Source organism: Calidithermus chliarophilus DSM 9957 (assembly GCF_000430045.1).
GTDB lineage: Bacteria > Deinococcota > Deinococci > Deinococcales > Thermaceae > Calidithermus > Calidithermus chliarophilus.
On sequence record NZ_KE387023.1, the window covers coordinates 237,173 to 260,954 of the forward strand.

At 63.8% G+C, this 23,782-nt stretch carries 22 protein-coding genes; 18 read left to right on the forward strand and 4 right to left on the reverse strand.

The annotated features are described in order from the left end of the window. The first annotated feature begins 392 nt into the window (after nt 1-392). The 12 genes from MEICH_RS0101335 to queC all read left to right on the forward strand — a co-directional run bounded on the left by MEICH_RS0101335 (nt 393) and on the right by queC (nt 6,740). A complete protein-coding gene (locus MEICH_RS0101335; RefSeq protein WP_027891134.1) occupies nt 393-674 on the forward strand; it encodes a hypothetical protein in 282 nt (93 codons plus the stop codon). A gap of 87 nt (nt 675-761) precedes the next feature. Continuing rightward, the gene (locus MEICH_RS0101340) at nt 762-1,289 is read left to right on the forward strand and encodes a hypothetical protein (RefSeq protein WP_027891135.1); all 528 of its coding nucleotides are present in this window, start codon (nt 762-764) and stop codon (nt 1,287-1,289) included. Next, nucleotides 1,265-1,549, forward strand: coding sequence for a hypothetical protein (locus tag MEICH_RS0101345; RefSeq protein WP_027891136.1), 285 nt, complete (start codon nt 1,265-1,267; stop codon nt 1,547-1,549). Before MEICH_RS0101340 ends, MEICH_RS0101345 begins: the two co-directional genes overlap by 25 nt. Nucleotides 1,550-1,597: 48 nt before the next feature. Continuing rightward, complete coding sequence (locus MEICH_RS28315; RefSeq protein WP_157202549.1) at nt 1,598-1,753, forward strand: hypothetical protein; 156 nt, start codon at nt 1,598-1,600, stop codon at nt 1,751-1,753. A gap of 81 nt (nt 1,754-1,834) precedes the next feature. Beyond that, a complete protein-coding gene (locus MEICH_RS26740) occupies nt 1,835-2,038 on the forward strand; it encodes a hypothetical protein (protein ID WP_051303823.1) in 204 nt (67 codons plus the stop codon). 53 nt (nt 2,039-2,091) lie between these two features. After that, nucleotides 2,092-2,274, forward strand: a complete 183-nt coding sequence (locus MEICH_RS0101355) for a hypothetical protein (RefSeq protein ID WP_027891137.1) — start codon at nt 2,092-2,094, stop codon at nt 2,272-2,274. Beyond that, nucleotides 2,243-2,776, forward strand: coding sequence for a hypothetical protein (locus MEICH_RS29940; protein WP_245587595.1), 534 nt, complete (start codon nt 2,243-2,245; stop codon nt 2,774-2,776). The genes MEICH_RS0101355 and MEICH_RS29940 overlap by 32 nt, the downstream gene beginning before the upstream one ends. A 756-nt stretch (nt 2,777-3,532) precedes the next feature. Continuing rightward, on the forward strand, nt 3,533-4,675 hold the full coding sequence (locus MEICH_RS0101370; RefSeq protein WP_027891138.1) for a hypothetical protein: 1,143 nt from the start codon (nt 3,533-3,535) through the stop codon (nt 4,673-4,675). 200 nt (nt 4,676-4,875) lie between these two features. Next, nucleotides 4,876-5,265 (forward strand): 6-pyruvoyl trahydropterin synthase family protein, encoded by a 390-nt coding sequence (locus MEICH_RS0101375; protein ID WP_027891139.1) that lies wholly within the window; start codon nt 4,876-4,878, stop codon nt 5,263-5,265. Further along, a complete protein-coding gene (locus tag MEICH_RS0101380) occupies nt 5,258-5,875 on the forward strand; it encodes a 7-carboxy-7-deazaguanine synthase QueE (protein ID WP_027891140.1) in 618 nt (205 codons plus the stop codon). The genes MEICH_RS0101375 and MEICH_RS0101380 overlap by 8 nt, the downstream gene beginning before the upstream one ends. Continuing rightward, nucleotides 5,875-6,054 (forward strand): hypothetical protein, encoded by a 180-nt coding sequence (locus MEICH_RS0101385; protein WP_027891141.1) that lies wholly within the window; start codon nt 5,875-5,877, stop codon nt 6,052-6,054. Before MEICH_RS0101380 ends, MEICH_RS0101385 begins: the two co-directional genes overlap by 1 nt. Further along, a complete protein-coding gene (gene queC, locus MEICH_RS0101390) occupies nt 6,051-6,740 on the forward strand; it encodes a 7-cyano-7-deazaguanine synthase QueC (protein WP_027891142.1) in 690 nt (229 codons plus the stop codon). Before MEICH_RS0101385 ends, queC begins: the two co-directional genes overlap by 4 nt. Nucleotides 6,741-6,928: 188 nt before the next feature. Here the strand turns inward: queC and MEICH_RS29945 are convergent, their stop codons facing one another. Then, entirely contained in the window at nt 6,929-7,243 is a 315-nt protein-coding gene (locus MEICH_RS29945) for a DDE transposase family protein (protein WP_245587596.1), read from the reverse strand. Between the two features lie 714 nt (nt 7,244-7,957). On the opposite strand from MEICH_RS29945, the gene dpdA reads away from it, so the two are divergent. Both dpdA and MEICH_RS0101410 read left to right on the forward strand, forming a co-directional pair. Next, a complete protein-coding gene (dpdA, locus tag MEICH_RS22980) occupies nt 7,958-10,084 on the forward strand; it encodes a tRNA-guanine transglycosylase DpdA (RefSeq protein ID WP_051303824.1) in 2,127 nt (708 codons plus the stop codon). After that, nucleotides 10,077-10,688 (forward strand): queuosine precursor transporter, encoded by a 612-nt coding sequence (locus tag MEICH_RS0101410; protein ID WP_027891143.1) that lies wholly within the window; start codon nt 10,077-10,079, stop codon nt 10,686-10,688. Before dpdA ends, MEICH_RS0101410 begins: the two co-directional genes overlap by 8 nt. A 92-nt stretch (nt 10,689-10,780) precedes the next feature. Here MEICH_RS0101410 and MEICH_RS0101415 read toward each other — a convergent pair whose 3' ends face one another. Genes MEICH_RS0101415 through MEICH_RS0101425 form a run of 3 tightly spaced genes read right to left on the reverse strand, consistent with a single transcriptional unit; the run spans nt 10,781 to nt 18,754 of the window. Continuing rightward, nucleotides 10,781-12,835: a 3'-5' exonuclease gene (locus MEICH_RS0101415; protein ID WP_027891144.1), complete on the reverse strand. Its 2,055-nt coding sequence runs from the start codon at nt 12,833-12,835 to the stop codon at nt 10,781-10,783. A 4-nt stretch (nt 12,836-12,839) separates the two neighbouring features. Beyond that, complete coding sequence (locus MEICH_RS28325) at nt 12,840-13,616, reverse strand: phospholipase D-like domain-containing protein (RefSeq protein WP_027891145.1); 777 nt, start codon at nt 13,614-13,616, stop codon at nt 12,840-12,842. Then, on the reverse strand, nt 13,613-18,754 hold the full coding sequence (locus MEICH_RS0101425; protein WP_218916376.1) for a DEAD/DEAH box helicase: 5,142 nt from the start codon (nt 18,752-18,754) through the stop codon (nt 13,613-13,615). The genes MEICH_RS28325 and MEICH_RS0101425 overlap by 4 nt, the downstream gene beginning before the upstream one ends. 437 nt (nt 18,755-19,191) lie before the next feature. Here MEICH_RS0101425 and MEICH_RS0101430 point away from each other — a divergent pair, with 437 nt between their 5' ends. The 4 genes from MEICH_RS0101430 (at nt 19,192) to MEICH_RS0101445 (ending at nt 23,749) form a co-directional block, all read left to right on the forward strand. Further along, complete coding sequence (locus MEICH_RS0101430) at nt 19,192-20,112, forward strand: tRNA guanosine transglycosylase family protein (protein ID WP_157202551.1); 921 nt, start codon at nt 19,192-19,194, stop codon at nt 20,110-20,112. A 119-nt stretch (nt 20,113-20,231) separates the two neighbouring features. Then, entirely contained in the window at nt 20,232-20,819 is a 588-nt protein-coding gene (locus tag MEICH_RS0101435; protein ID WP_157202552.1) for a hypothetical protein, read from the forward strand. A 9-nt stretch (nt 20,820-20,828) separates the two neighbouring features. Next, nucleotides 20,829-23,456 (forward strand): ATP-binding protein, encoded by a 2,628-nt coding sequence (locus MEICH_RS0101440; protein ID WP_027891149.1) that lies wholly within the window; start codon nt 20,829-20,831, stop codon nt 23,454-23,456. Beyond that, entirely contained in the window at nt 23,453-23,749 is a 297-nt protein-coding gene (locus tag MEICH_RS0101445) for a hypothetical protein (protein WP_157202553.1), read from the forward strand. Before MEICH_RS0101440 ends, MEICH_RS0101445 begins: the two co-directional genes overlap by 4 nt. Nucleotides 23,750-23,782 lie beyond the last annotated feature (33 nt).

The window sequence follows — 23,782 nt, forward strand, 5'->3', positions numbered from 1 at the left end:
AATCCGTCTACCGGTCCAGGATATACAGATCGAATCCGGTTAATGGTTAGACGGGGTGCGTCGAGGGCGAGGGGATGAAGCTCCCGCAAATCGTCAAGGGCAAACACCTTCACAAGCCAAACGACGTCCGAGGCCTCAACTGGCCCCCTCAACAAGCCCGTGGGGTTAGGCCACGCTGGCCGCTGCCCTGGTGCTTCCGGGGAGTCGCCCGGGCGAACTGGAGACCGGGGCTGTACTGGAGTGCTGGGGTCGCCGGACGGGAAGCTGAAAGGGTTTCCGAAGGGATCATCCCGGACCGCAGAGGGGCCAGGGGGCGCGAGCGCCCCACTGCGGGGACCGGCCGGGGTGTCGGGACAGGCCTGCACCCGCGCACCCGGCCGAAGGAGGCGGCTATGGCGAGCGTGATCCCCCAGACCCCCCTGCAGCGGCTCTACGAACAGCGCGAGATCCTCCAGGCACGGCTGCGCCGGGCCAGCGACGCCCGTGAGCGGGCGCGGCTCGACGACGCCCTCTTCGAGCTGCGCTGCGCCATCCGTGCCGAGCGCGAGCGTGTGCGGGGGGTGGTGTGGTGCTGCGAGGGGTGCGGCTTTGCCATCCACCCCACCGGCTGGCTCGAGTTCTGCCCGGAGTGCGGGGGTCGCTGGGAGATAGGAAAGGAGCTGAAAGGGCAGTAGTTATCTTGCCCCCCCGGATACCCCGGATTGGGGACGGGGGCAAGAACCAGGGGGCGCAAGCCCCTTTTCTCTTTCCAAAGGAGGCATATGAGCACGAGAGCGCAGATCGTGATAGAAGACCTCGAGGCCATCAAGCTGTACAAGCACTGCGACGGCTACCCCGCAGGGGTCCTGCCGGTTCTCGAGCCCTGCGTGGAGGCTTTCCTCAAGCGGCGGGGCTGGGACCCCGAGTACCTGCTGGCCCGGCTGGTGATGGCCTTCGGCCTGGCCGAGGAGCGCCATCGCCAGGCGATGAAAGCCCACCCGACCCTGGGAGAGCGCTACCGCCACCCCGAGACCACCGGCTACGGCCTCAGCCGGGAATGGTACGCGGACATCGAGTGGGTCTACCGGGTGCGGCGAGACGGGAGCGTCGAGGTCTGGAAGACGGGAGAGGATTGGTGGGGCGCGGCGGAGCGGGGCGAGGATGCCCCCTGGGAGCGCTGTGCCCGGCTCCTCCCGGAGGAGGAAGCCGCCGGGTGGCGGAAGGTCCCCTGGGCCCGAGAGGAGCGAAAGGCGATGCGGGCCTTCTACGGCCTGGAGGAGGTCTCATGCGGCGTATCGACGACCCCATAGCTTTGCGGGACTGCCTGGCCCGGCTATTCGGTGATGCCAACCTGACCGTGGCCCAGGCCCGGCTGCTGCTGGCCTCGAGGGGCATCCGGGTCCGTCAGAGGGTGCTCGAGGCGGCCCTGAAACTCCCTGCGGCAGACCCCAAGGCCTCCCTCGCCCCTCGACCCAAGCCCAATCCCCGGCCCCGCCTGAAGCCCCTGGATGACCTGCCGCTCACCCCCAGGGAGCGGGAGATCATGGAGCGGCTGCGTGGCGGTCGCTGAAGCGAGCCTTGCAGAGAACGGGAGCTTTGGCGCTGAAGTGAGGGAGGCGTGGAAGAGATCGACGAGCTGGAAACCTGTCTGGAGGGACTGGCCCTGGCCCAGGTCGCGCGCAACCGTGCCAGGGAGGCCCTGGAGCTCGCGCGCGCCACCGCTCTGCTCTCAGGAGCGATAAGCGGGAAGAACGCCGAGGAGCGGGAGCCCTAGGCCCGCACCACCCTGGCCGAGGAGTACCGGGCACTGGAGGTTGCCGAGGAGCGCCTGATCTGGGCCAGGGCCCGGGCCGAGGTGGCGCGGGCGCGGTTTGAGGTAGCAAAGGAAAGCGGGTTCAGGAGGGAAGCCTTAAGCCTCGCGGGAGAAAAGGCCCGGCTCGAGGCCCGCCTGCTGGAGATCGAGGAGGCCCTTTCCATCGAACGGGCCGAGGGGAGGGAGGTCGAGCTAACCCGGCAGTTCCTCGAGGAGTACGAAAACCAGGACGAACACGGCAGATAGGAGCCAGGGGGCAGCAGGGGCCGCCCCGCTTCCTTTGCGCGGAGGAGGAAGGCATGCGGCTGTGTTCCCATTGCGGCGGCGACGGCTACCTGGTCTACGTGGGTGGACCGGGGTACTTCAGCCCTTCCTTCGGCAACTGGCTGCCCGGCGAGCGAGAGGAGCAGTGCTCGTTCTGCGGCGGGACCGGGTTGGCGGAGGTGGAGGGTGCGGAAGAGGTTGAAATTCTCCAGGGTTGAGGTCTCCTACCCTGAAGCGGCCGCCAATCACGGGCGGCTTGAGGTCGGGGTCATTTTCCCCGACCGCGAGCGCCACCGGGCAGTACCGGTAGCCGTGGGCGGGCAGGCCACCCAAATCCGGAAGCACCCACCCGGCGAGGAAGGCTTCCTGGCCCTGGTGGGTCTTGATGCGAGCGCGGAAATGGTTTCGCCTCGAGGCAAGCCGGCTGCGGGAGTTGCTCGAGCGGCTCTCCCTCAAGGATGGCTGCTCCTATGGGAAGTCCTGGGGGAAGACCCCAGGGATTTTCCTTTGGGGAAAGCCGAAGCCAGAAGGCAGGCGATTCACCGGATTCGGCGTGACATTTTGTCACGCCCCTTTGCGCGCGAGAGAGGAAAAAAAACCCCTGCGAAAAAGCAGATTGGGCGCGACAACGTGTCACAGGGAAAACGCCAAAACCCGGTGACAAAACATCCGGCCTACACCGACCTCGCCGTGGCCCTGGCGGCGGAGTTGGGGGGCTGACGGGCCGAGCTGATCTACCGGGCCCGCCGGGAGCAGAACCCTCTGATCCAAAAGCTGGCCCACCGGCACCGGGAGAGCCTGATCGAACTGCTCAACCTGGCCGAGGGCTTGCCCCTTCCGAGGAGAGTCCCCGCGAGTCCCCACCACCCTGGCCTGGTTGGGGGAGTTCGCGCTCGAGCTCGAGCGCCTGGGGGATGAGGAGGTACGACGGCTGTTCCTGGAGGACAGGAAGCGGGGGTAGACAATCCTCTGGCCTACGCCGCCAAGGTGCTCGCATCCCGACGGAAGGCCCCTTCGCGCAAGGAGGAGGTATGGACACTGACCGGCGAGCAGTTCTGAACCTTGCCCCCTTGATGGAATCTATCAAGGCAAAAGGGGGCAAGACGTCCCCACCGATCCCGCGCTACCCCCTGCCCCCTCTGCAGGGCCGGGGCCTTCCGGGGCTACCGCTTCGAGTGGCCCAGCCAGATCGAGCACGCCTGCGACTGCGACTACCATGAGGACAAGACCCGCCTCGAGGCCGAAGCCGAGGCGGTGGCGGCGGTGCTGGGGCGCTTCTATGGGCTCAAGACCGAGGCCCACCGCGACTACATCCTGGCCTGGGGCGGCAGGGCGGAAGGGTTGGAGCGATCTTTGAGCAGGATCGCGGCAGCCGTAAAACAGGTCACTCAAAGGCTGGATCTCTGACCCGCCACGGTGCACACCCGAGAATCTGAGATCTTGGCGGAACTGCCCGATGTAGGTGAAGCTAGGGGTATGTGGGACGGCTACCTTAAGCTCACCCGCCAGGAGCTGTACGAGAAGGTCTGGTCCACGCCCGCCCGGAAGCTGCAAAAGGAACTGGGCGTCTCGGACGTGATGATCGGTAAGCTGTGCAAGAAGCACGGCGTCCCCAAGCCCCCACCCGGCTACTGGGCCCGCCTCAGGGCGGGCCTGGCCCCCCGGCGCGCACCCCTACCCAAGCCCGCCAAGTGCCAGAACGAGATGATCTACATCCGCCGCTCCCCGCCCCGACCTCAGCCCAAGCCGCTCGACCCCGGCGTGGCAAAGCGCATCCAGCAGGAGGCCGACCCGCAGCAGCGGATCGAGGTGGCCGACACCCTGACGGACCCCCATCCGTTGGTCCGGGCCACCCGCCGCGCCCTCGAGCGGGCCGCACCGGACACCTACGGGCTGCTGGTGCCCAAGCCCGGCCACGGCGGCCTCGACCTGCGGGTCTCGGCTGGGACCCTGGATCGTGCCCTGCGCATCGCCGACGCCCTGATCCGGGCGCTTAAGGCCCGGGGTTGCCGGGTGGAGGCCGAGGCCGGGGAGCACACCTATGCGGTGATCGGGGAGGAGCGGGTGCGCTTCCGGCTGCGGGAGCGGGTGCGGGTGACCCGCCGCAAGCTCACCGCTCGCGAAGAGGCCCTGCCGTTCTGGGAGCGCCCCTCCACCACCTCTTACACCCCTAAGGGGCAACTGGCCTTCTCCTTCGGCGACTACAACCACTCCTCACGCACCCCAGCGTCCTGCGCCGACGACGAGAAGCGGCCCCTCGAGGCCAAGCTCAACGCCGTGGTGGCCACCTTGCTGCGTGAGGCCGAGCGGCAGAAGCAGGAGCGGCTCGAGTGGGCCGAACGGCAGCGACAGCTCGAGGCCGAAACCCGGCGGCGGGAGGAGGAGCGGCTGCGCCGTTACAAGGAGGAGCAGAGGCTGAAGGAACTCGAGGCTCTGGCCAGCCAGTGGCACCGGAGCCAGCAGATCCACAAGTTCCTCGACGCGTATGAGGCAACGCTGGCGCCGGAGGAGCAAAGCAGCGCGCAACGGCAATGGCTGACCTGGGCGCGCCAGTGCGCCGACCGGCTTGATCCACTAAAGAACAGCGACGCCATCAGGACGTCAGAAACGACATTCTAGGGTATCCCGGGGCTGGCAAGACCGACTTTCAAGCACCAGCATCCCGATAAGCCCCCAAGTCTTGGTTATCAGAAGACGCCTTAATCGACCTCGGAAATTTTCTCCCTGTTGCAGAGCTTTGAACCGCTAGATGAAGGGGGCATTCGCACATTAACCGTGAACCCGTCCATGCCATACAATAGGCCAAGTTAGGAGCGGCGATGCCCAGATGGAAGCTATCCACTGAGTTTACCTTTGACAGCGCCCACTACATCCAGGACTACGACGGCCCCTGTGGCCGCATCCACGGGCATACCTACCGGGTGCTGGTGGAGGCCACCGCGGATCGGCTCTACCCCTCCGAGCACACGCCCCACCCGAGCATGGTAGCGGACTTCAAGACGCTCAAGTGGGCCAAGAAGGATGTCACCCAAGGTGGCTTGGACCACGCCCTGCTCAACGACATCCTGCCCGAGGGCTACCACACCACCGCCGAACTCATCGCCCAATACATTCATGACGAGACCAAGCGTCGAGTCCCGGATGGGGTAAAGCTCAAGGTTACAGTTTGGGAAACCCCGACGAGTTGGGTGGAGTACGAAGATGATTAACCCGAACCACAGCAACCACAGCTACCCGGTGGTGGAGACCTTTCACTCCGTACAGGGGGAGGGATACTACGCCGGGGTCAATGCCTTCTTCATCCGCTTGGGCGGCTGCGACGTGGGCTGCTGGTTCTGCGATACCAAGGAGTCGTGGGACGCCGGCAAGCACCCGACCAGGACCGTCGAAGAACTGGTGACAGAGGCGGCCTCTGTTAAGCCTGCCATCGTGGTGGTCACGGGGGGTGAGCCCCTCATGCACGACCTGAACCCCCTTACCTGGGGGCTCCGCTCGGCGGGTCTGCGCGCCCATCTGGAAACTTCGGGGGCCCACCCCTACTCGGGGAACTTCGACTGGGTTACCCTCTCACCGAAGAAGTTCAAAGCGCCCCACCCTTCGGTCTATCCCCACGTAAACGAGCTCAAGGTGGTGGTCGTCAACCACAGCGACCTGGCCTGGGCTGAGGAGCACGCCCGGCGGATCTCGCCTACCGCGGTGCGCTCACTGCAGCCGGAATGGTCCACCCCCAAGAGCCGCGAACTGATTTTCCAGTACGTACTCCGCAACCCCGACTGGCGCATCAGCTTGCAGACACACAAGTTCCTGGAGGTTCGCTGATGACCGTGGCGGAGTTACTCGCGCTGGCGCGCAAGCACGGGGCGATCTACGCAGTGACGGATCGCAAGGACAAGCCGAGCCTGGCCGTGATCGCCGTGTACGGCGAGCAGACCTCGCGGGTGCTGGAGTACCTGCGCAAGTTGGCGCAGGAACAAGAGTCGGCGAAGGAGGAAGGATGAAGAAAGCCATCGTGTTGCTCTCCGGCGGGCTCGACTCCGCCACCTCCGCTGCCCAGGCCAAGGCGGACGGCTACAACGTCATCGCCGTCTCCTTCCGCTACGGCCAGCGGCACGAGCGCGAGCTGGAGGCGGCTCGCCGGGTGGCCCAGGCCCTGGGGATCACCGAGCACTTCGTCGTGGACGTGAACCTCTCGCAGTGGGGCGGGAGTGCCCTGACCGATCCCTCCGTCGCGGTGCCGACGGAGGGGGTTAAGCCCGGCGAGATCCCGGTCACCTACGTGCCCGGCCGGAACACCGTGTTCATCGCCATCGCCCTCTCGCTGGCGGAGGCTCGAGGGGCTGAGGCGATCTACCTGGGGATCAACGCCGTGGACTATTCCGGTTATCCTGACTGCCGCCCCGAGTACCTAGAGGCCTACCAGCGCCTCGCCGCGCTTTCCTCCAAGGCGGGGCTCGAGGGCCGGGCTCCCAGGCTAGCTGCACCCCTGGTGATGGACTCGAAAGTGGACATCATTCGCCGGGCCTTGCGCTTGGGCGTGCCTATCCTCGAGACCTGGAGCTGCTACCAGGGGGGAGAGGAGCCTTGTGGGGTGTGTGACTCCTGCCGCATCCGCGACAAGGCCCTGGTAGCGGCTGGACGGCCCGACCTAGTCAGTCGCAGGGGGCGCGAGTTGTTAGGGATCTAGCCAGACCTGACCGCTATACACCACCTGCATGCAACTCCAGGGACCGCAAAGCGGCGAAAGGGTTGAAGGAGAGAGCCTCCAGGGCAGCTCTTTTAGCCTGCACCTCGTGGTAGTTGAGGTAGCTCACCACAAAAGCCCGCAGGGCACAGAGGTTGAAGACTAGGGCGCCGCGGGCTTGGGCGTGGTCCTCACGCAAGAGCACGTCCCGCAGCTAGAAACGCCGATTCTCCACCCCCCCACCGCCGGCGCAGGAGTTCGCCCAGGTGCCTAGCCTTGGCCTGTTCGGGTCCAAGGCTGGTCAGGGCGTAGTGCACGCTGTAGCGCTCCTCCTTAGCGCGCTTGTCCCACACCCAGCGTTCCAGGCGCACCGCCTGCTGGGCGAAAGGGACGTCCTGCCACTGCGGTAGGTACGGGGAGGCCGAGACCCGATAGCTCCACACCTCCCCATCCTGCACCTCTATCCACTCCGCCTCCATCTTCCCCAGCAGGGGATGCTTGTCCATGTAGGCGAACAACCGACAACCACCCCACCGCCTCCAAGGCTTCAGTCCGGTTGGCCTTCAGGCTTAGCTGGTACTCCCCCCTTTGCCCGGACGACTGGATGGCTGGGCCACCTGAGGGTAGAGAAAACCAGCATCCCCCACCAAGAGCCCGCCCGATAGCTCCTTTAGCTCTAGGTGCTCCAAAAGCCCCACCAAGGTCTCATCCTCTCTTCCCTCCACCCTGGCCTGAGCCAGGCTACGCTGGGCTCCTTCACACCACACCTCCCCCACGTGCACCGCCGGGCCCTCCCCCTTCTTGTTCTTGCTCCCCTGTAAGGCTTTCCCATCCACCACCAGGGTAGGGGTAACAGAGGAAAGGGAGAGCTCGGGGAAGACCTTTTGCAGGGCTGAACCCAGTGCTTGCGGGTCCAAACGGCAGATGAGTTAGGCGATTGAGCTGCGTCCTAGGGCTTTGCGCAGGCCCAGGAAGGGAGGGGTTGATCTGGGCGAAGCGGGCCACACCCCGCAGGGAGTCCACCTGGCACAGAAAGGCTACCAGCACTAATGCCACCGCCCCCCACAGCGGATAGCGCCGGTTCTGGTAGCGGCGGTCTTTCACCGAAGCCAAAGCCTCGCGTAGGTTCATCCCTCTATCAAGCCTCAACCCTGAATAACAATCGAGTCTGGGGTCTAGCGCATTTGACACGCTGACCAGCCCCGATAGACTATGGTGCGATGTCTTACCCCCGCATTCTTGTCATCAGTTCCTGCACCGGGGAAAAAAGCGCCAAACCAGCCAACCAACTCACCCTCGAGGACTTCCGCGACCCCAGGCACTTAGCCCGGCGTGAAGCTGAGCTCTCGGCCTTCTCCCGCCCGGCTGCCGAGCTCTACACAGGTGCGCAGCACCTGCGGGCCGTGGAAGGGATAAGGCTGCTGCGCCAGGTCTGCCCGGCGGATTTTTGGATCTTGTCAGCGGGCTACGGGCTCATCCCTGAAGACCGCCCAATTGTCCCCTACGAGGTCACCTTCAACACCCTCAAGGGGGCTGAACTACTCGACTGGGCCCGCCACCTGAACATTCGCTCCGGCTTCGCCCGCCTGGTTAAGGGGTACGACCTCATCTTCGTGCTGCTGGGGGAGAACTACCTCAGGGCCCTTGAGCTCCCCGTGCCCACCCGGCCGGATCAAACCTTCGTGTTTCTCACCTCGACCAGCACCGCCAAGCTGATCAAGGTAGGCCAAGCCAAGGTCCACACCTTGCCCCTCTCCAACCCTGAGGCCAGGCGCTACCGCTACGGGCTGGTCGGGCTCAAGGGGTTCTTGCTCAAGAAATTCGCCGAGCAGGTGCTGAGGGATCCGACCTTGCTCGAGGCGGTCTGGCGCCAACCAGAGGTCTTCACCCGGGCGCTCGAGGGTGCCCAACCGACGGTTGCACAGGAGGCCTTGCTCGAGATACCTCAGGTTTTACCGAAGCCCAAAAAGATCTCGACCCAAAAGGACGAGGCCTCCCCAGTCGAGGAAGAAGAGGACAGGGAGGACGAGACCTACCTGCCCATACCGGATCTGCCGCGGGCGCCCAATTTCCATCTCGGAATGCAGTACTACATCCCGGAGTGGGACGACCGGGTGGATCCGGGCTACGACTTCCTCAGCGATACCGCCACCCACAACCGTAAGCCCTACCTGCACGACGTATACGCACACGAGATTTATGACACCCCTAACTACGACGGGGTACTGCTATCTAAGGTTAAAGTGGACGCCAGCAAGGCCAAGCGCGCTCTTGTCGAAGCAGTGGGGGTCCACCGCTTCATCCGTTTTCCCACCAACAGGCCCGTGATGGGCGACTGCGGGGCTTTCGGTTACATCAAGGAAGAAGAGCCGCCTTACACCACCGCGGAGATCCTGGAGTACTACCACAGGCTCGGCTTCGACTACGGCGTGAGCATTGACCACCTGATCGTAGGACCCTGGGCGCAGCCTGGGGTGCGGGAAAAGCGCTACGACATCACCTGGCGCAACTTGGAGGCCTTCATCACCGCGCACCGGCGAGGTGGGTATGCCTTTATCCCCATCGGTGCCGTTCAAGGCTGGGATCCCGAGAGCTACGCCGCGATGGCCAAGGTGGCGATCGAGATTGGGTACAGCTACATCGCCTTGGGAGGTCTGGCGCGATCGACAAGCCGAGAAATTCTCGAAGTCTTGAAGGCCGTATACCCGCACCTGAAGGCGCACACACGCTTGCATCTCTTCGGGGTTGCCCGCATCAATGCCATTCCGGCTTTCCGCCACCTGGGCGTAACCAGTTTCGACAGCGCATCGCCCTTACGCAGGGCTTGGCTGGACTCGAAAGCCAACTACCACACACTCTCCGGCAAGACTTACGCCGCGATCCGGGTGCCACCGTCGGGTGAAGGGGGCATACGAGTCCGCCGGATTGTAGAGGCCGGCATTGCTGATCTGTCCACCCTGCAGCGGCTGGAGGCTGCTGCCTTGCAGGCGCTCAGGGATTTCGACAGGGGTCATCTATCCGTCGAAGACACCCTCGCCGCCGTTCTCGACTACGACCGCTTCCTGGGGCTGCCGCGTGAGGGGGGAGTCGACACAGAAGACCAAGCGCGGCGGTTGAGGCGTCACGCGGTACTCTACCGTGAACTTCTGGAGGAGCGGCCCTGGAAGCACTGTGATTGCCCGATCTGCCAGGATCTGGGGATCGAAACGGTGATTTTCCGGGGCAACAACCGCAACCGTAGAAGGGGATTTCACAACACTTACGTCTTTTACAGACGCTTCAGGGAGCTATTGGCAGAGGGCGAAAAGGATGGGAAAATCGAACTCATGGAGGCTACCCATGCGTAAAGAGAACCTTCTGGTGATCTTGGTTGCCGTCTACGTCGCGGCTGAGCTCGTATCCAACGCTACAGCCGGCCGGCTGGTGCAGATGGGCGCTTGGGTCTTCCCCGGCGCGATTTTCCTCTACTCCCTCACCTTCACCCTGCGTGACGCGGTGCACACGGTGGGCGGCTGGAGGGTCGCCAAGGCGCTGGTGTGGGCCGGCCTGGCCGCCAACGCCCTGCTGGCCCTGTACGGGCTGCTGGTCACCGTGCTGCCCAAGCCCGTCTGGTTCAACGAGAGTGCTTACGCCCAGGTCTTCGGCACCACCTTCCGCGTGGTGGTGGCCTCCCTGACGGCCTATGGCATTTCCACCTGGCTCGACGCCCTGATCTTCGAGCGCCTGAAGCGCTCCATCGCGGGCCGGGTCCTGACCTCCAACCTGGTCTCGACCACGCTGGACACGGTGATCTTCATCAGCCTGGCCTTCGCCGGGACGGGGGCTCCGCTGCTGAACCTGATGCTGGGGCAGGTTATCATCAAGATGCTGGTGAGCACGGTGCTGATCCCCCTGGTCTACTGGGTACGCAACACCCTGCGCGCGCAGGGGCTGGCGCTGGAGGGCTACTGAGCCTTTCGTCACAACACCCGTGTAACCGTGCGTCCTCCCAAAGCATCCGGCTAGGAGACGGGGCTTTTGGGAGCCCCGTTTTTGATCACTTACTAGGCAACACTACCCGTTATCACGTCGACGTGATTGAGTTCGCCGACCAACGGCGACATCTCGAGGTGGCTGACCACGACGTATAGGATCTCACCACTGCGGGTAAGGCCCACATAAAGCTTCATCCGCTCGCGCTCGAGTGCGATCAGTGCTTCCTCGTCCTCTAACCTCGGCCTGCTGTCGGCCAGGCTCCCCCTGCTGAGCCCTACCAGAAACACCACCGGAAACTCCAGGCCTTTGGCCAAAGGGATCGTGGTGACCTTGACCGTTTCCTCCAGGAGGTTGACCGCATCCTCGGCACTGAGCCAGGTCTCCGCGGGGATGCCCTTACTCTCCAACGCATAGGCGTATTCGCGGGCCACCGCTGCCTCGGGGGCGATCACGGCAACGTCGCGGAGGCGGATTTGGTTCTGCTCCCGGTAGACGGTGATCTGCTCGATGACGAACCGCACCGCGGCCTGGGAGGATTGCGTCAGCACGACGACCGGGCGGGGCCCCGCGCGCTTCACCGACTCGACGGGGATCAGTTCCTGCATCTCCTTGAGGTGAACGTTCCTCGCGGCCAGGTCGGCCGCGGTTGTGACCACCTCACGGGTGTTGCGGTAATTCAGCCGCATCGCGTGACTACGGCCCCGTAAGTCCCAGCCCACCTGTTTCCAGGTAAACCCGCGCGAGTGGATGCTCTGGGCGGCGTCCCCCAGAATCAGCACACTGCCTGTGGGAACGGTCTGTCTGAGCACCTGCAGTTCTACGGGGGTCATGTCCTGGGCCTCGTCGATGATGGCGTGGTCGTAGCAGACCAAGCCAGGGTGATTCGCCAGGAGCTCAAGCATACCCAGGCCGAGGTCGCCGGCATCCATGGTGCCCGCCACGCGCAGGCGGCGCTGGTAAGCTTCGTACACCCGCCAGACCGCCGTGCGCGAGAGCCGGGTGAGCGCTTGTTTCCGGCCGTAGCGGGGTGCCTCAAGGTACTCTTCCAGGGTGCGCAGGCCGAAGCCCTTGATCACCCAGAAGATCTCCTGGGCGAAGAAATCTTGTTCGCGATCAAGCACGGGTGCCGACAGTTGGCGACGTACCTCCTCCAGCGCCGCAGCGAGTGCCGCCGAGCTCTGCTCGGCGGGGCCGAGCTTCGGCAAGTCGTCGAGCAGCCCCAGCACTTGCCGCGCCCACTCGCGGAAGTTCATAACCTCGAGATTCGGCAGCAACCCGCCCGCTACCGCTTCGATGAGGCTGCGAGTGGCCTGTTGGAGGATGGGGTTGTGGGTGATGAACAGCACCCGTTCGCCGCGGCGGGCCAACCGGATGGCCCGGTAAATCCCGACGGTGGTTTTCCCACTGCCCGCGACGCCGCGCAGCAACAGAGGCCCGGAGAAGTCCCGCTGTACGAAAGCCTCCTGCTCGGGTGCGAGGTGGAGTAGCAGGTCGCGAATTTTCCCCTGGCTGAGAGCCTCGAGCTCGTCCAAGGTGGCCTGCTTGAACACGCGAAAGGGATCGGCCAGGGGCTCGCGGGGGTCGGTGGCCAGCGCCTCGAGGGTGAGCCGGACCGTGGGGGGCAGACCTGGCATCTCCAGCGCGTCTTCCAGCGAAGGGGCATTTTGGAGCGCCTTGGCTAGGCCAGATGGCACCCCCAGCAGGCGCAATTGGTGCCGGGTGAAAGCCCTGAAGGGGTAGTCCGCTGCTGCCGTGGGGGTGCTCCAGGCCGCTGGTGGTGTGAAGACTTGATCATCCGGCTCCCCCTCCTCCTCGAACAGGGCCAGTTCGAAGAGTTTGCGCTCCCCGAGCTGGGGAGCGGTGAGGTGGTCGAAGACCTTATGGCTCACCACCCGCAGGGGTACGGGCTTGTTGTCTTCCCACTCGAAGAGCATCCGCCAGTCCTGGTTAACCCGGCAGTACCAGACGTTGAGGTTCTCGTGCGTGCGGCGGACCTGGAGGCCCGGCTGGTGCGGGTTCTCGAGCAGTTTTCGCAAGGTGTCCAGGATCTGTGTGCGCACCGAGCGCGCGGCCAGGCTCTGGAGGTCCTGCTGGAATCGATGAGCGACACGAAGCCTGATCATGCCATCACCGCATCTGTGCCAAGTACTCCAGGGTCTGTTGGAGCTGAGGGTGGAAGGATACCTCCCGGCGCATCCCCAGATCCGCCAAGGTGTTGCTGTCCACGCCGGCCCGACGCAACGCGCTCGACAGGCGATATTGCTCGATGGGGGTGGCGCGCTCGACGAACCCTTGGACGAGCTTGAGGGGCACGGCGGCGCTGTCGAGTTCCGCCGCGAGCTCCTCGTTGTACGTGAGCCCGCCATTGGTGAAGTTGGCGCTGCCGAACAGGGTGGCCCGCGGGGTCCACAGCAGCTTGGCGTGCAACTGTGGCAGGAAGAGCACCCGGGCCCCCATCTCGCTGAGCTTCCGTGCCAGGGTAATGGTCTCGACGTGCACCATGAGCCCATCGACTGCCGCCTGCACCTGAAGGCGCAGGTGGCGGATCACCGCGTCAAAGATAGCCTGGCGGATGTGGCCCTGCTCGGCCTGGGCATGCTCCAGAAGGTCGAGCCGCTCCCGCAGGGGCGCGAGTTCGTCGAGGGCGAATAGTTCGTGGGGGGGCTTGACCACTACCCACAGGCGGTGAACCTTCAGCAGGTGCTCGAGCAGTTCGAGCAGGCGCATCTCCTGCCGGAGCATTCGGGTGGAGAAGACCACCTCCCCCACGGGCAGGCGCACGTCCTTGAGCCAGGGGCTGATGAGGTAGACGTCGTTAGGCTCATGGATATCCACGGCTTCGGCCAAAACGCGGGTGAAACTGTGGATGACCTTATGGTTGGCGGCGTTGACGATGAATTTCATGCTCCCTCGAGGTAGAACACGTAGCGCAGGATGAGCTTGTCGTAGTCCAGCACGTCCGCGACGTAGGTAAGCCCGGCTGCCCGGAGCTTGCGGGCGGCCTCGTCGCCCAGGCGGCGTGGGGTGTCGATGTAGACATAGCCCCCAGCCCGGCGCGCCCGCGCTCGGATCTCGTCGGCCTCGGGCAGTGCGGTCTCGGCATAGCTCTGGGGGCGGGTCAGGATGCGATGGGCCATCCGTAGGTAGCGCCGCGAGAGGCTGTGACGATTGACCTCGATGTGGCCGTGGTCGCAGGAAGCAGCCAGGCAGGCGGGGCAGGCATCAACGCAGGTGCTCAGGCTGAGGTGCTCGATCTGGACAAGAAAACGGTCCAGCCACGGCACCAACTCGCCGTCCTCATCCTCCGCCGCGTCCACCATCTCGGCCGCGTGGCGCTGGTAGATCTCCAGCAGCTTGCGCAGGTTGGGGTAAGGGCTTGACTGGGCCTGGGCCTTATCGCTCAGGCGGGTGTACGCAAAGCCGGCCAGTTCCTGCGGGGTGGGCGGGCGCTGGAAGCGGGCGGCTAACTCACTTTCCAGATTCTCCAGCTCGAGTTGCAAGTCCAGCCGCCGCAGCGACTCGTCGAAGACGTTCAACTCGGCGGTGAGGAGCCCGCCCAGGCGCCCGAGCAGGGGTGAGTCCTCTGCCAGGAAGTCCCCGTAGAGCTCGAGGAGGAACTCCTTGGGGCTGGGGCGTTCGGCTATATCGGTACTGAAGAAGCGCGCCGTGAAGCCTGACAAAGCCTCCCGGTGCCGCCGCAAGGCTGAGCGCAGGAAGGCCTCCTCGTCCCCTACAGCGCAACTGAGGCTTTCCTGCCACCAGCGCCGCAGCCTCTGTGCCACCGTTCGCCGGGTAAGAGCGTCGGCGAACAGCCGTGTGGCGCCGCTGCCGTCCTGGTTGCGCTCGTAGAGGTAGAAAGCACTGTGAGGGTCGACCTCACCGTAGTGGATCTTGAGCCTCAGGTGGCTGCCAGTCTCCTCGTCCCGGGTGCTGCCCTCGGTGATAAACAGCTTCCTCAGGGCGTGCTCAAGGGAGTGCAGGAGGGTGTCCTTGAGGAAAGCCAGGACCTCTTGCCCGTTACGCACCCTGCGGAAGGCGCGGTGCAGGAAGTCGTGTACCTTGCGCGAGTCAAGCGTTTGCTCGAGGCGACCGAGGAAGTCTTTGTTGAGGGTGCGGCTGTCGGGGTAGTAGCGCCGGGCGATCTCGAGTAACCGTTCCCTGCCTTTGGGAGAGCACAGTTGCTCGAGGAACTCCCAGGTCCCGAGAGTGGCCGCAGTTTCTGCGCGCAGCGTGGAGATGAGGTCGGCCGCCTTGCGCTGGTCAAAGCGGTTGATAGGGTTCTCCACGCCTCCTATGGGCCAAGTCTCGTGCTTGAGGATGAACCGGAGGAACTGGTCCTGTAGGTGGCGCTTCTGCTGCCCGTCGGCCTGCAACTCTTCAAAAAGGACCCGGGCGGTCCGTTCCAGCACGTCTGGGTTGTAGGGCGCCCGCACGCCCTCGGTGGTGAGGTCATAGCCGTACAACAGGGGTTTGCGGTCGTGCTCGCTGGCGTAGCGGATCAGGTTGTACCCCGTGCGGGCGTGTGGGTCGTTGGGGATCTTACGCATCAACTTGATCGTGGCCTCTGCACCGTAGTACACGTCCCAGGCTTCCAGGTACGACCGCGTCGCGTTAACTTCTCCGTAGTAGGGTTCGACGGTGTCGAAGAGTCCCGGGAAGTAGGGCGGCAGGCGTAGGGGCTGCTGGGCTGGGCCCTGGTGGCGCACCAGCGAGAAACTCAGGGGGTAGCTGTCACTGTCGGGGGAGACATGGCGGTAGCCCTCGGGGAGCTTCGCAGGATCCGTACGAAAGATCAACCGAACGCTGCCATCCGGCTGGTATTTGCCGTACCAGTGCCAGTCGTTCTGTGGACGCTTCGGGTCATTGGGATTGACAGAGCCGAAAGTCCACATCTCGAGGTAGCGTACCCGGTAGAAGCGGGTAGGCAATTCCAAGTCGTACAGCCACTTCAACTGCAGCGGAAGGTAGGACTTCCAGCGCTCCTGGTCGTCTACGAAATGGGACAGCGGTTGGATGAGCGCGGGGTTGAACGGCCCCGGCCTGGGGCGATCTTCGCTCTTGTAGCGTTCGAGTGCGACCCGATCTTTGCCCAGGCTTTTAGAGGAGGGAGCCCGCCACAACAAGGTGAACGGTCGGCCGTAGCGGCGGCTCACCTTGCCCGGCGCCAACTCGCGGAGAGCTAAGGCGATGTCCTCTTCGGCGCTCTGCCAGTCGTCCTCGCCCTTTTCGGCGCGACCGTTGGGGTACATGACGCGCACAGTAGGCAGGTTGAGGGTGCTGAAGAGGTTGTTGGGGATCTCGGGCACGATCTCGAAGAGATTCGCCCCCTGCGTGGCGGCCTGCTCGACCTCGGGGTCGCTGAGGCAGTGTTCAAACCACTCCCACACCTTTCCCCAGTCCCCGTATACCCGGCGGAACGCCTCCCCGACGATGTGGCCGGAGGTGTACATCCTCGAGATCGGGCGGGCGTGGCGCTCGAGCACGGAGCGCAGTTCGTGCAAGTGCGCCTGGAGGCCCTTGGCGCTCACGCGCAGCCAATTCCTGCCGGTCAGCCGGGTGAGCTCGTCGAGGATGGCCGCCACCGCCTGGAAGCGCTGGACGTAGTAGTTGTCCACGTTGAGCGGGGGCCGGTAGTCGGAGGGGTCGTAGAGGAGGTGGGGGTTCTGGTAGTAGAAGGAATCCCGGAAGGAGTGACGTGAGAGTGTGACCGCCACGATCGGGCGGTCGTTGAGCGAGCGGCCGGCCCGTCCCTTCTTCTGCACGAAGGAGGCGGGGTTGCCGGGCGCGTGGTGCTGCAGCACGAACTGTATGGTGCTGTCGTCGTAGCCCACCTCTAAGGAGGTGGTAGCGAAGATGACGTCCTGCTCGAGGAGGTCAGCCACGTTGGGACCACTGCCGCTGAACACGGGCACCGGCTTGGACGTGAGGCTGCTGGGCCGTGTGCCAGGCCTGCGCCGCCCAGCGGAGTATTGGAAGGGGTCTTCGGCGTCGAAGTACCAATACTCCCCGTCCTGGAAGGCTTTGCTCTGTAGGGGGGCTTCCGAGGGCGGCTCGAGGCGGAGGCCGGAGAGGAAGCGGTTGCTCTCCGCGTCGGTGAACTCCAAGGCCAGTTTTTTCACCTTCCCGACGGAGTCCTGGAAGACCAATGAGCGGAATTTCGCCGGCTCATCGCCCGCTGGCCCCCGGCGGACCATGTTATGGGCGATGGTCATGATGGTTTGGATGGCTGCTGAAGCGTCGCCCACCGCGGTTCCCCGCGAGAAGGTTTCCGGCCGGATGAACAGGAAGTACTCCCGGCCCTGAGCAGTTTCGAGCTCGTGCCCCTCCGGCACGATCTCACTCACCTGGGGTGCCCCGGCCAACTCCCGCCAGAACGCGCCAGGGTCGCCGATGGTGGCGCTCATGCCGATGAGCAGGGGGTACTTCCACCCACTGCCCGAGCGGTGCTCCCGTTCTGTCTGCATGGCCTGATACAGCCGGTTGCGCAGGCGGCGGAGCAACATGCCGATCTGGGCGCCATGGATCCCGTCATAAAGATGGATTTCGTCGAACACGAGCGCACGAGGCGGCACAGTCTTCGGGCTTCCATCGGCGTCGACAGGAAGGCCGAAGACCGGAAGGTAGTCGGGGTCGAGCAGCCAGCGGTGCAGCATCTCGGTGGTGATCACCAGGATGTCGGGCGGGTCAGAGCGGATGGCCTCACGGGTCGCCTTAAATCCCTCCAGTCGCCACCCATCCGGCGAGACCAAGGTACCACGCCCGCGGTTGAGGTCCTGCAGTACAACGTCCTGGCCGTCCTCCGACTTGAAGTACGGAAGCACGTGTCCGCCGTCTCGGGTTTTCCAGGAGCGGGTGGTACCCGGTATGTACCCCTTCAGTTCGGCGTCGTCCAGCGGGGTGTCGCCGAAGACGATGCCCAGCGACAGCGGCCGGGGTTGCACGTAAGGCCTGGCGGCCTGCTCCTGGTTGATGGCCGCGAGGTATCGCGCCACGCGCTGCAACTGGTTCTTCGCCAGGGCCTGGCGCGGGTACACCAGCATCACCCGGCAGCCGCCAGGGGGGTCGCGGTCCAGCTTCTCGCGCAGGATACCGACCAGCAGCGGCAACAGCATGGCCTCGGTCTTGCCCGAGCCGGTATTGCCGGTGATCACGTACGTGCTTCCGTGCTGCTCGAGGTAGGCCTTGCTGATGCTCTCCAGTGCCCGCTTCTGCACCCCCGTGAGGAAGATGTCGCCCGAAGGCTTCCCCACGGCCCGGCTGAACCCTTCCCGCACGATGGGGATGGCGTCGGCCAGGTAGGAGATGCCCTGGTTCATCCCCGCCACACGCTCGAAAGCCGCCTCGGCAGGCACGTCCCGCTTGAGGCGCTCGCGGTCTTGGAAGCGCACTCGCACCGATTGGATGAGGTAGGGGCGCTTGTGGCTATCGTTCGCGCTGAAGCGCTGTTTGACGTGCTTCAGCAGGCGCACGATCTCGCTGATGCGGGATCGATACACCCCCTTTTTTAGCTGCAAAAGCCACCGGTGCTGCTCGAGCTTCTCCAGCGCACTACGCAGCGCCACCTCGCCGATGCCATGGGCACGGGCGAGGGCTTGCAACTCAGCGTAAGGCGTGTAGGTCTCGTACAGGCCAAAGTTGATCCGGTCCTGCTCGATGTCCTCCAGCAGGCCCAGGACGCGGAAGTCCTCTGGGGTGAGGGGAACCAGGGGGGCGGGAGGAAGCGGGGGTGCCTTGCCCACGGTTTTGACCCCGGCCATCTCCGTCTCGAACAGGCTTTCAGGAGCATCCTCCGGGGCAGGGCCGCTCTGGAGCTTTCCATCAGCGAGGTGGAACAAACCGAGTCGGACGCCCTCTTCGAGCGCTTTCTGGAGGTGGCCACGTTCGCTGTATGCCCGCCGCAACTGGTGCAACTTCACCCCAACGAGGTGGGCCAGGGCCTCGGGGGTACACTTGAGCCGTACCACGCGGAAGGTCCGGCCGTTTTTGCTGGAGGCGGTGTGGTACTCCAGAACGGAGGACTCGGCGACCACCTTCCGCAACATGAGCCCGCTCAGGTCTCCTATGAACTCCTTGGCCTCGTCTTCATACAGGGAAAGGAATGGTTTTTCACATAGAGCCTTGATAAGCTGTTGTTCCATCTCGGTTATAGACGTCGTCATGGCAGATCCTCGAGCACGATACCTTGGGGGGCTACAATTCTTGGGTCGTTTTGCCTAACGTGGATTTGGTTGAAATGCGGCATTACTAGATTTATGTGGTATGATTAAAAAGGTAAGGCCGAATCGCTGCTCTTATCCTTGCCTTGGTAAGGGCTAGTGTAGCGCCGATCATAGAGGATAGAGTACCCCTCAGATTTAGCCATGCCACCTCTGTTTGGAACTTCACCAGCCGACTGCTGCAAACGTCTATGTATCGCATGTCGGCTAAGGCAGGAGTTGTCTGGATAACCTCGAGCCTGGTACTCAGCATGCGATACTTTGTGGCTTTCACCGACGTGGACCCTCCGTATGTCAACACGGACCCCGCGTGTGCGGTGATGATCAGCCCGACCTGCATTTCGCCGTTCTTCCGCTTCACCTGGGGACGGCCCGCTGAAGTACTCATCGATAGCGGGGCGTACCACCACAACCGCCGCCGCCGAGCCCTCTCTCAAGAAGAAGCCGTGGAACAGCAGATGCGCATCCTTGGTGCTTTGCCTGAAGCCAGCCGCGTCGGGGTGATGCACTGCGACGTTCTGCCCCGGCAGGGCATCAGCCCAGCACAGGCCTTAGAGGCCACGCTAGTTAATGCCGAGAAATTCCTTAGCTACCCTCTGCCGGGGAAGGTAGAAAGGGTAGCGGTAGCTCATGGCGACAACCCGGAGGAGATGTATGCCGTGATCCGGTATCTACGGGAACTGGGTTATTCACGGATCGCTGTCGGCGGCTTGAGCCGCCTGAACTTCCAACACCGCCCTAAACTGCTCAGGCTCCTCGAGGCCGCAGGCGAGGCGGGGCAGGACGCCGAGTTGCACGCCTTGGGGCTCTCAGGCGCGACCCTACTTCCCTTGATGTCGCAGTGCGGTTTCGCCTCCTGTGACTCAGCCGCCCCCGCACTCTTCGCGGTACACGGCAGCTTGATCTACAGCCATCCCTTCCGCCGCTACCGCCTGGATAACGCCCTGCTCAACCGCGCGGACGCCCGTCAGAGGACGAGTCTTTACGAACCTCTGGCCAGCCCATTGCCTTGCCCCTGCCCAGTGTGTTCCACCGACCCTGAACTTCTCTCGACACCTGGGGTCGAGGGGACGTGGTACCGCAGCATCCACAATTACTTGCACCTGAAGGCGCAAGTAGAAGGGAGACAGGTGTGGGAGAGGCCTTACTCATTGGACGGATCCCGGTACGGGCTTTCGAGCTAGAGCAGGTATTTCGTCACGTCAGCATGCAGCCCGGGGTTTGTTTTGGCAACCTGGCAGAGCGATTCTCACCTCTCCCTCTCACAACTTTGGAGCAAGGCTACCCCTTGCTCAAGGAGGTCTTGGGATTCCTGCAGGGAGCAGGGCTGATACAGGACAACGGAGCCCGCAGCTGGAGCGACCGCCGGTACTGGGCAACCCATATCCCTGATTTGCCTTTCACCCTCACACTCCTCCGCGCGATGCGGGCACTGTCGGACCCCAAGCAACGGGCCGTGGCGACGGTCCATGACCTGCTCACCCTAGACGGAGTGTTGTACACCAGCATCCCAGAGATCGTCGAGCGTATGGAGCAAAGCAAGGTCGGCCTTTTTGCCTGGAACACGACCAAGGTTAATTTCTGGGCGGCAATTTATGAGGCCATCGGGCTGGTGGTGCGCCACGTGCCAGAACGCGTCGCCCTGAGCCCACATTCAGCTCTGCTGCTCAGTGCTCTGCCCCCAGGCCCCACACCAATCCAGACTGCCTTGGCGCTCGTGGAGCAGGAGTATTTCGCCTGCTTCACCCGCCGTCGCACCCTTCATCCGGGGCTCGAACGGGCCCTTCTCCGCCTCGAGCGCGAAGGGAAGGTACGGCTTTCGTACCGCTCCGACGCCCCGGGGAGCTTATTCGTCGCAGGACGCCGGGTTAGCCATGTCGCTCTCGCATAGGAGGCGGGTATGTGGAAGCCTTTGCCCGCGCAGAAGTTGAGCTCACGCTTCACACCCGAATCTCGGCAGAAGGACCGGAAGCTCTTCGAGTACACGCACTTGCCTATTGGCAGAATTCACATTACGCAGAGCCGTCGGGGCTTTCCTGGAGAGTTTATCGGGGAAGCCCAGTTGCTGGAGTGGGTTGTCGAGGGGAGGCCAGGTACACCGAACCGTATCTTCTTGCTGTGCGGTGAAGCGGGCAGCGGTAAGAGTGAGCTTTGCCAGTGGTTGGAATACACCCTTCCACCCACCCACCCCCCGGTTCACCTCGCGCGCAGCCAGGGCAACCTTACGAGCCTTTACTACCGGCTGTTGCGTTTTCTCCCCGATCCACCACAGATGGGCGCCTTGGATATTCCACCGGATCTGCTCGTGCAGTACCTCCAGACGCATCTCCGCCTGGGACTCGTGCGCGAGGGTGAACCGCATTTACAGGAGTATGGCCAGCAGGTGATCGAATTGCTGCCAGGCCTTGCCGAGGCCCTGCGCCGCCCTCACGATGAGCAGACCCTGCGTTCTCTCCTCCCGCCCCACGCCGCAGCGGATCAGATCGCGCGCCGCCTGGTCAATGCCTCCCGTCAGGCCCTTGGCGTACAATCGCTCGAGCCTCTGCTAAAGCAAATCGTCGAGTATTCCGCACAGCAGGGGCGTCGGCCGGTGCTGCTTTTGGAGGACGTGACCACCTTAGGCTTCCTGCGGGAGGATCTGCTGGACTTCTTGTTCGACCTGTCTATGCCCGGACTGGACGCGGTCATCGGGGTCACCACGGGCTTCGAGGCCCACCACCTCTCGCGACCGGAGGACCCCGGGGAGATGGCGTACGTGCGGGACCGCCTAGAAGCCCGACTGTTGCTGAGCGACGAGGCCGGGGGAAGCTACTTCCTCGGCAGCCCTGGAGAACTCGTGGCTTTGGCGAGGGGTTACCTGAGAGGGCTCTTCCCGGGCCGCCGCTCGCACGTTTTCGCAGGGGTGTACCCCTTCACTCCTGCGGCATTGGAGAAGATCTGGGCCAACCTGGTGGAGTCGGGGAACCCCCGCCAGACCCCTAGGGCACTCCTGGACGGCGTGATCCGACCGGTGCTGGCCGACGCTGATCCGCCTTTCCTCAGTTTGACCCGCAACCGCACCTACCTCCGTCCGCCCAGCGTCACCTTCCGTACCGGTGGCCTCAGCGAGGCTGAGATCGGCCTGTTGTTCTGGTACGGTGAGCGTTCGGGTGAACGGGTGGCTGTGGCCCCGGAGGTGCTAGGTGAATTCGGATATGCAGGCCCTCTGGAGGCGGAGGCTTACCCCTACCCGCCGGGGCAAGTCCTTAGGGTGATCCAACCTTCCGACCGCACACCCGAGTGGGAGGAAGCCTTGCGGCAACTCCAGATGTGGCTGTCTGGCGAGGTGTTCCCTCGCCGCCAGGCGCTTAAGCGGGGCATCTCCCGTTTCCTGGAGGCGCACTTCACCCCCCGAGCCCTGCTACATCCGGCCAGCGCCTGCCTCTCTGCCGCTCCCTTAATGTACACGCGGGGAGGCGGAGAGGTGCCTATGCTGCTTGAAGGGAGCGGGGACGTCCCTCCCCCAAGCGGGACCCCCTTGTTGTGGCTTCGGCGGACCTCGTTGCCGAGGGAGCAGTGGGAGGAGTTCCTCAATTTTGCCTATAGCCAATTCACCGCCCTCGAGGCCTTCGCCGACCCTGCGGCCACGTATGAGCGCGCCCAAAGTCTGGCTCTCGAGTTCCAGGAGGGCCTGAGGGCGCACTTAGCGAATCTGCTGGGAGTGCCTTACGAACAGGCAGTTCTCGGGATGTGGTCGTTGGCGCTCCATCTCGCCCACGGCTGGGGGGAGAAGGAGTTGAGCGAACCCCGTCGCCTTGTGGATTACACGGCCCCTTCGCATGGCCCCGTGTGGATGGCCGGTGCCCCTCAAGAGAAGACGCAAGTCCTCAGTCGGACCAACGGGGAGGTTTTGGAGCAGTTTGCCGGCTACCGGGCTTTATGGATGAGCGTGTTCCATACCCGCGACAACTTCGTGGATTCCGACCTGCTGCGGGCTCACCTGGCCTATGCGCCCTTGAGAGACATCTGGGACAGGCTCTCGGGGATCGATCTGCGTACTGTCAGCAAGAGCCCCTATCGTCAGCAACACACTGGTCTTAGTCTCCACGAACTGCTGCGACCGGTCGTGGAGCATTTGCGGGCGCTCAAGGCCTATGACCCTCAGCCCGACGTGCAGTTACTTCGCTATCGAACCCGTCTGGTAGAGACCTTCCAGGCGGAGCACTCGGGCTTACGCGAGCTATGGCAGGCATTGGCGCGGGCTGCTGCCCAGGCCAACTTGGTGCTCGAGCACCTCCCCTTTCCCTCTCCCGAGGCCGTGACATTTGTGCCTTTAGAGCGTTGTCAAGAAAATGGTTTCCTAATGCCAGGGTTGGTCCGACATGCTCTTCGCAAGCTCGAGGATCACCCGGTAGTGCAGTGGGAAAGAGCGGCTCGAACGATCACACGAGACCTGCGCTATCACCTCCAGTCTCGATGGGAGGTCGATATCTGGAGTGACCTGCAGCGCCGCTTTCGACGGCTCAAGGAAGTATGGGGGGCAGCATGAAGGGGATCTTCGACGAAATCTTCGGTTTGACTCAAGCACTCGAGGTGCACCGCAGCCGCCAGGAACGCGTGGCAATAGTAAGCACCGTCGCCGATGTTCTTGAAGACCTGGAACTGCTAACCCAGGGGAATCCTTCCCAGCGCAAGATGCTGCGGGACGTGATGCGCAGAACCCGCCTGTTCCCCGGCGTATCGTTGCTTGAAGAGTCTCCCGAGGAAATCTCCCGGAGGTTGAGAGCACTCGTGTTGCACCTGGCCAAACTTGCGTTACTTGACCTACGCAACACCCCCTGATCTTATAGAATTAACGCAGGTTGCCACCTAGAC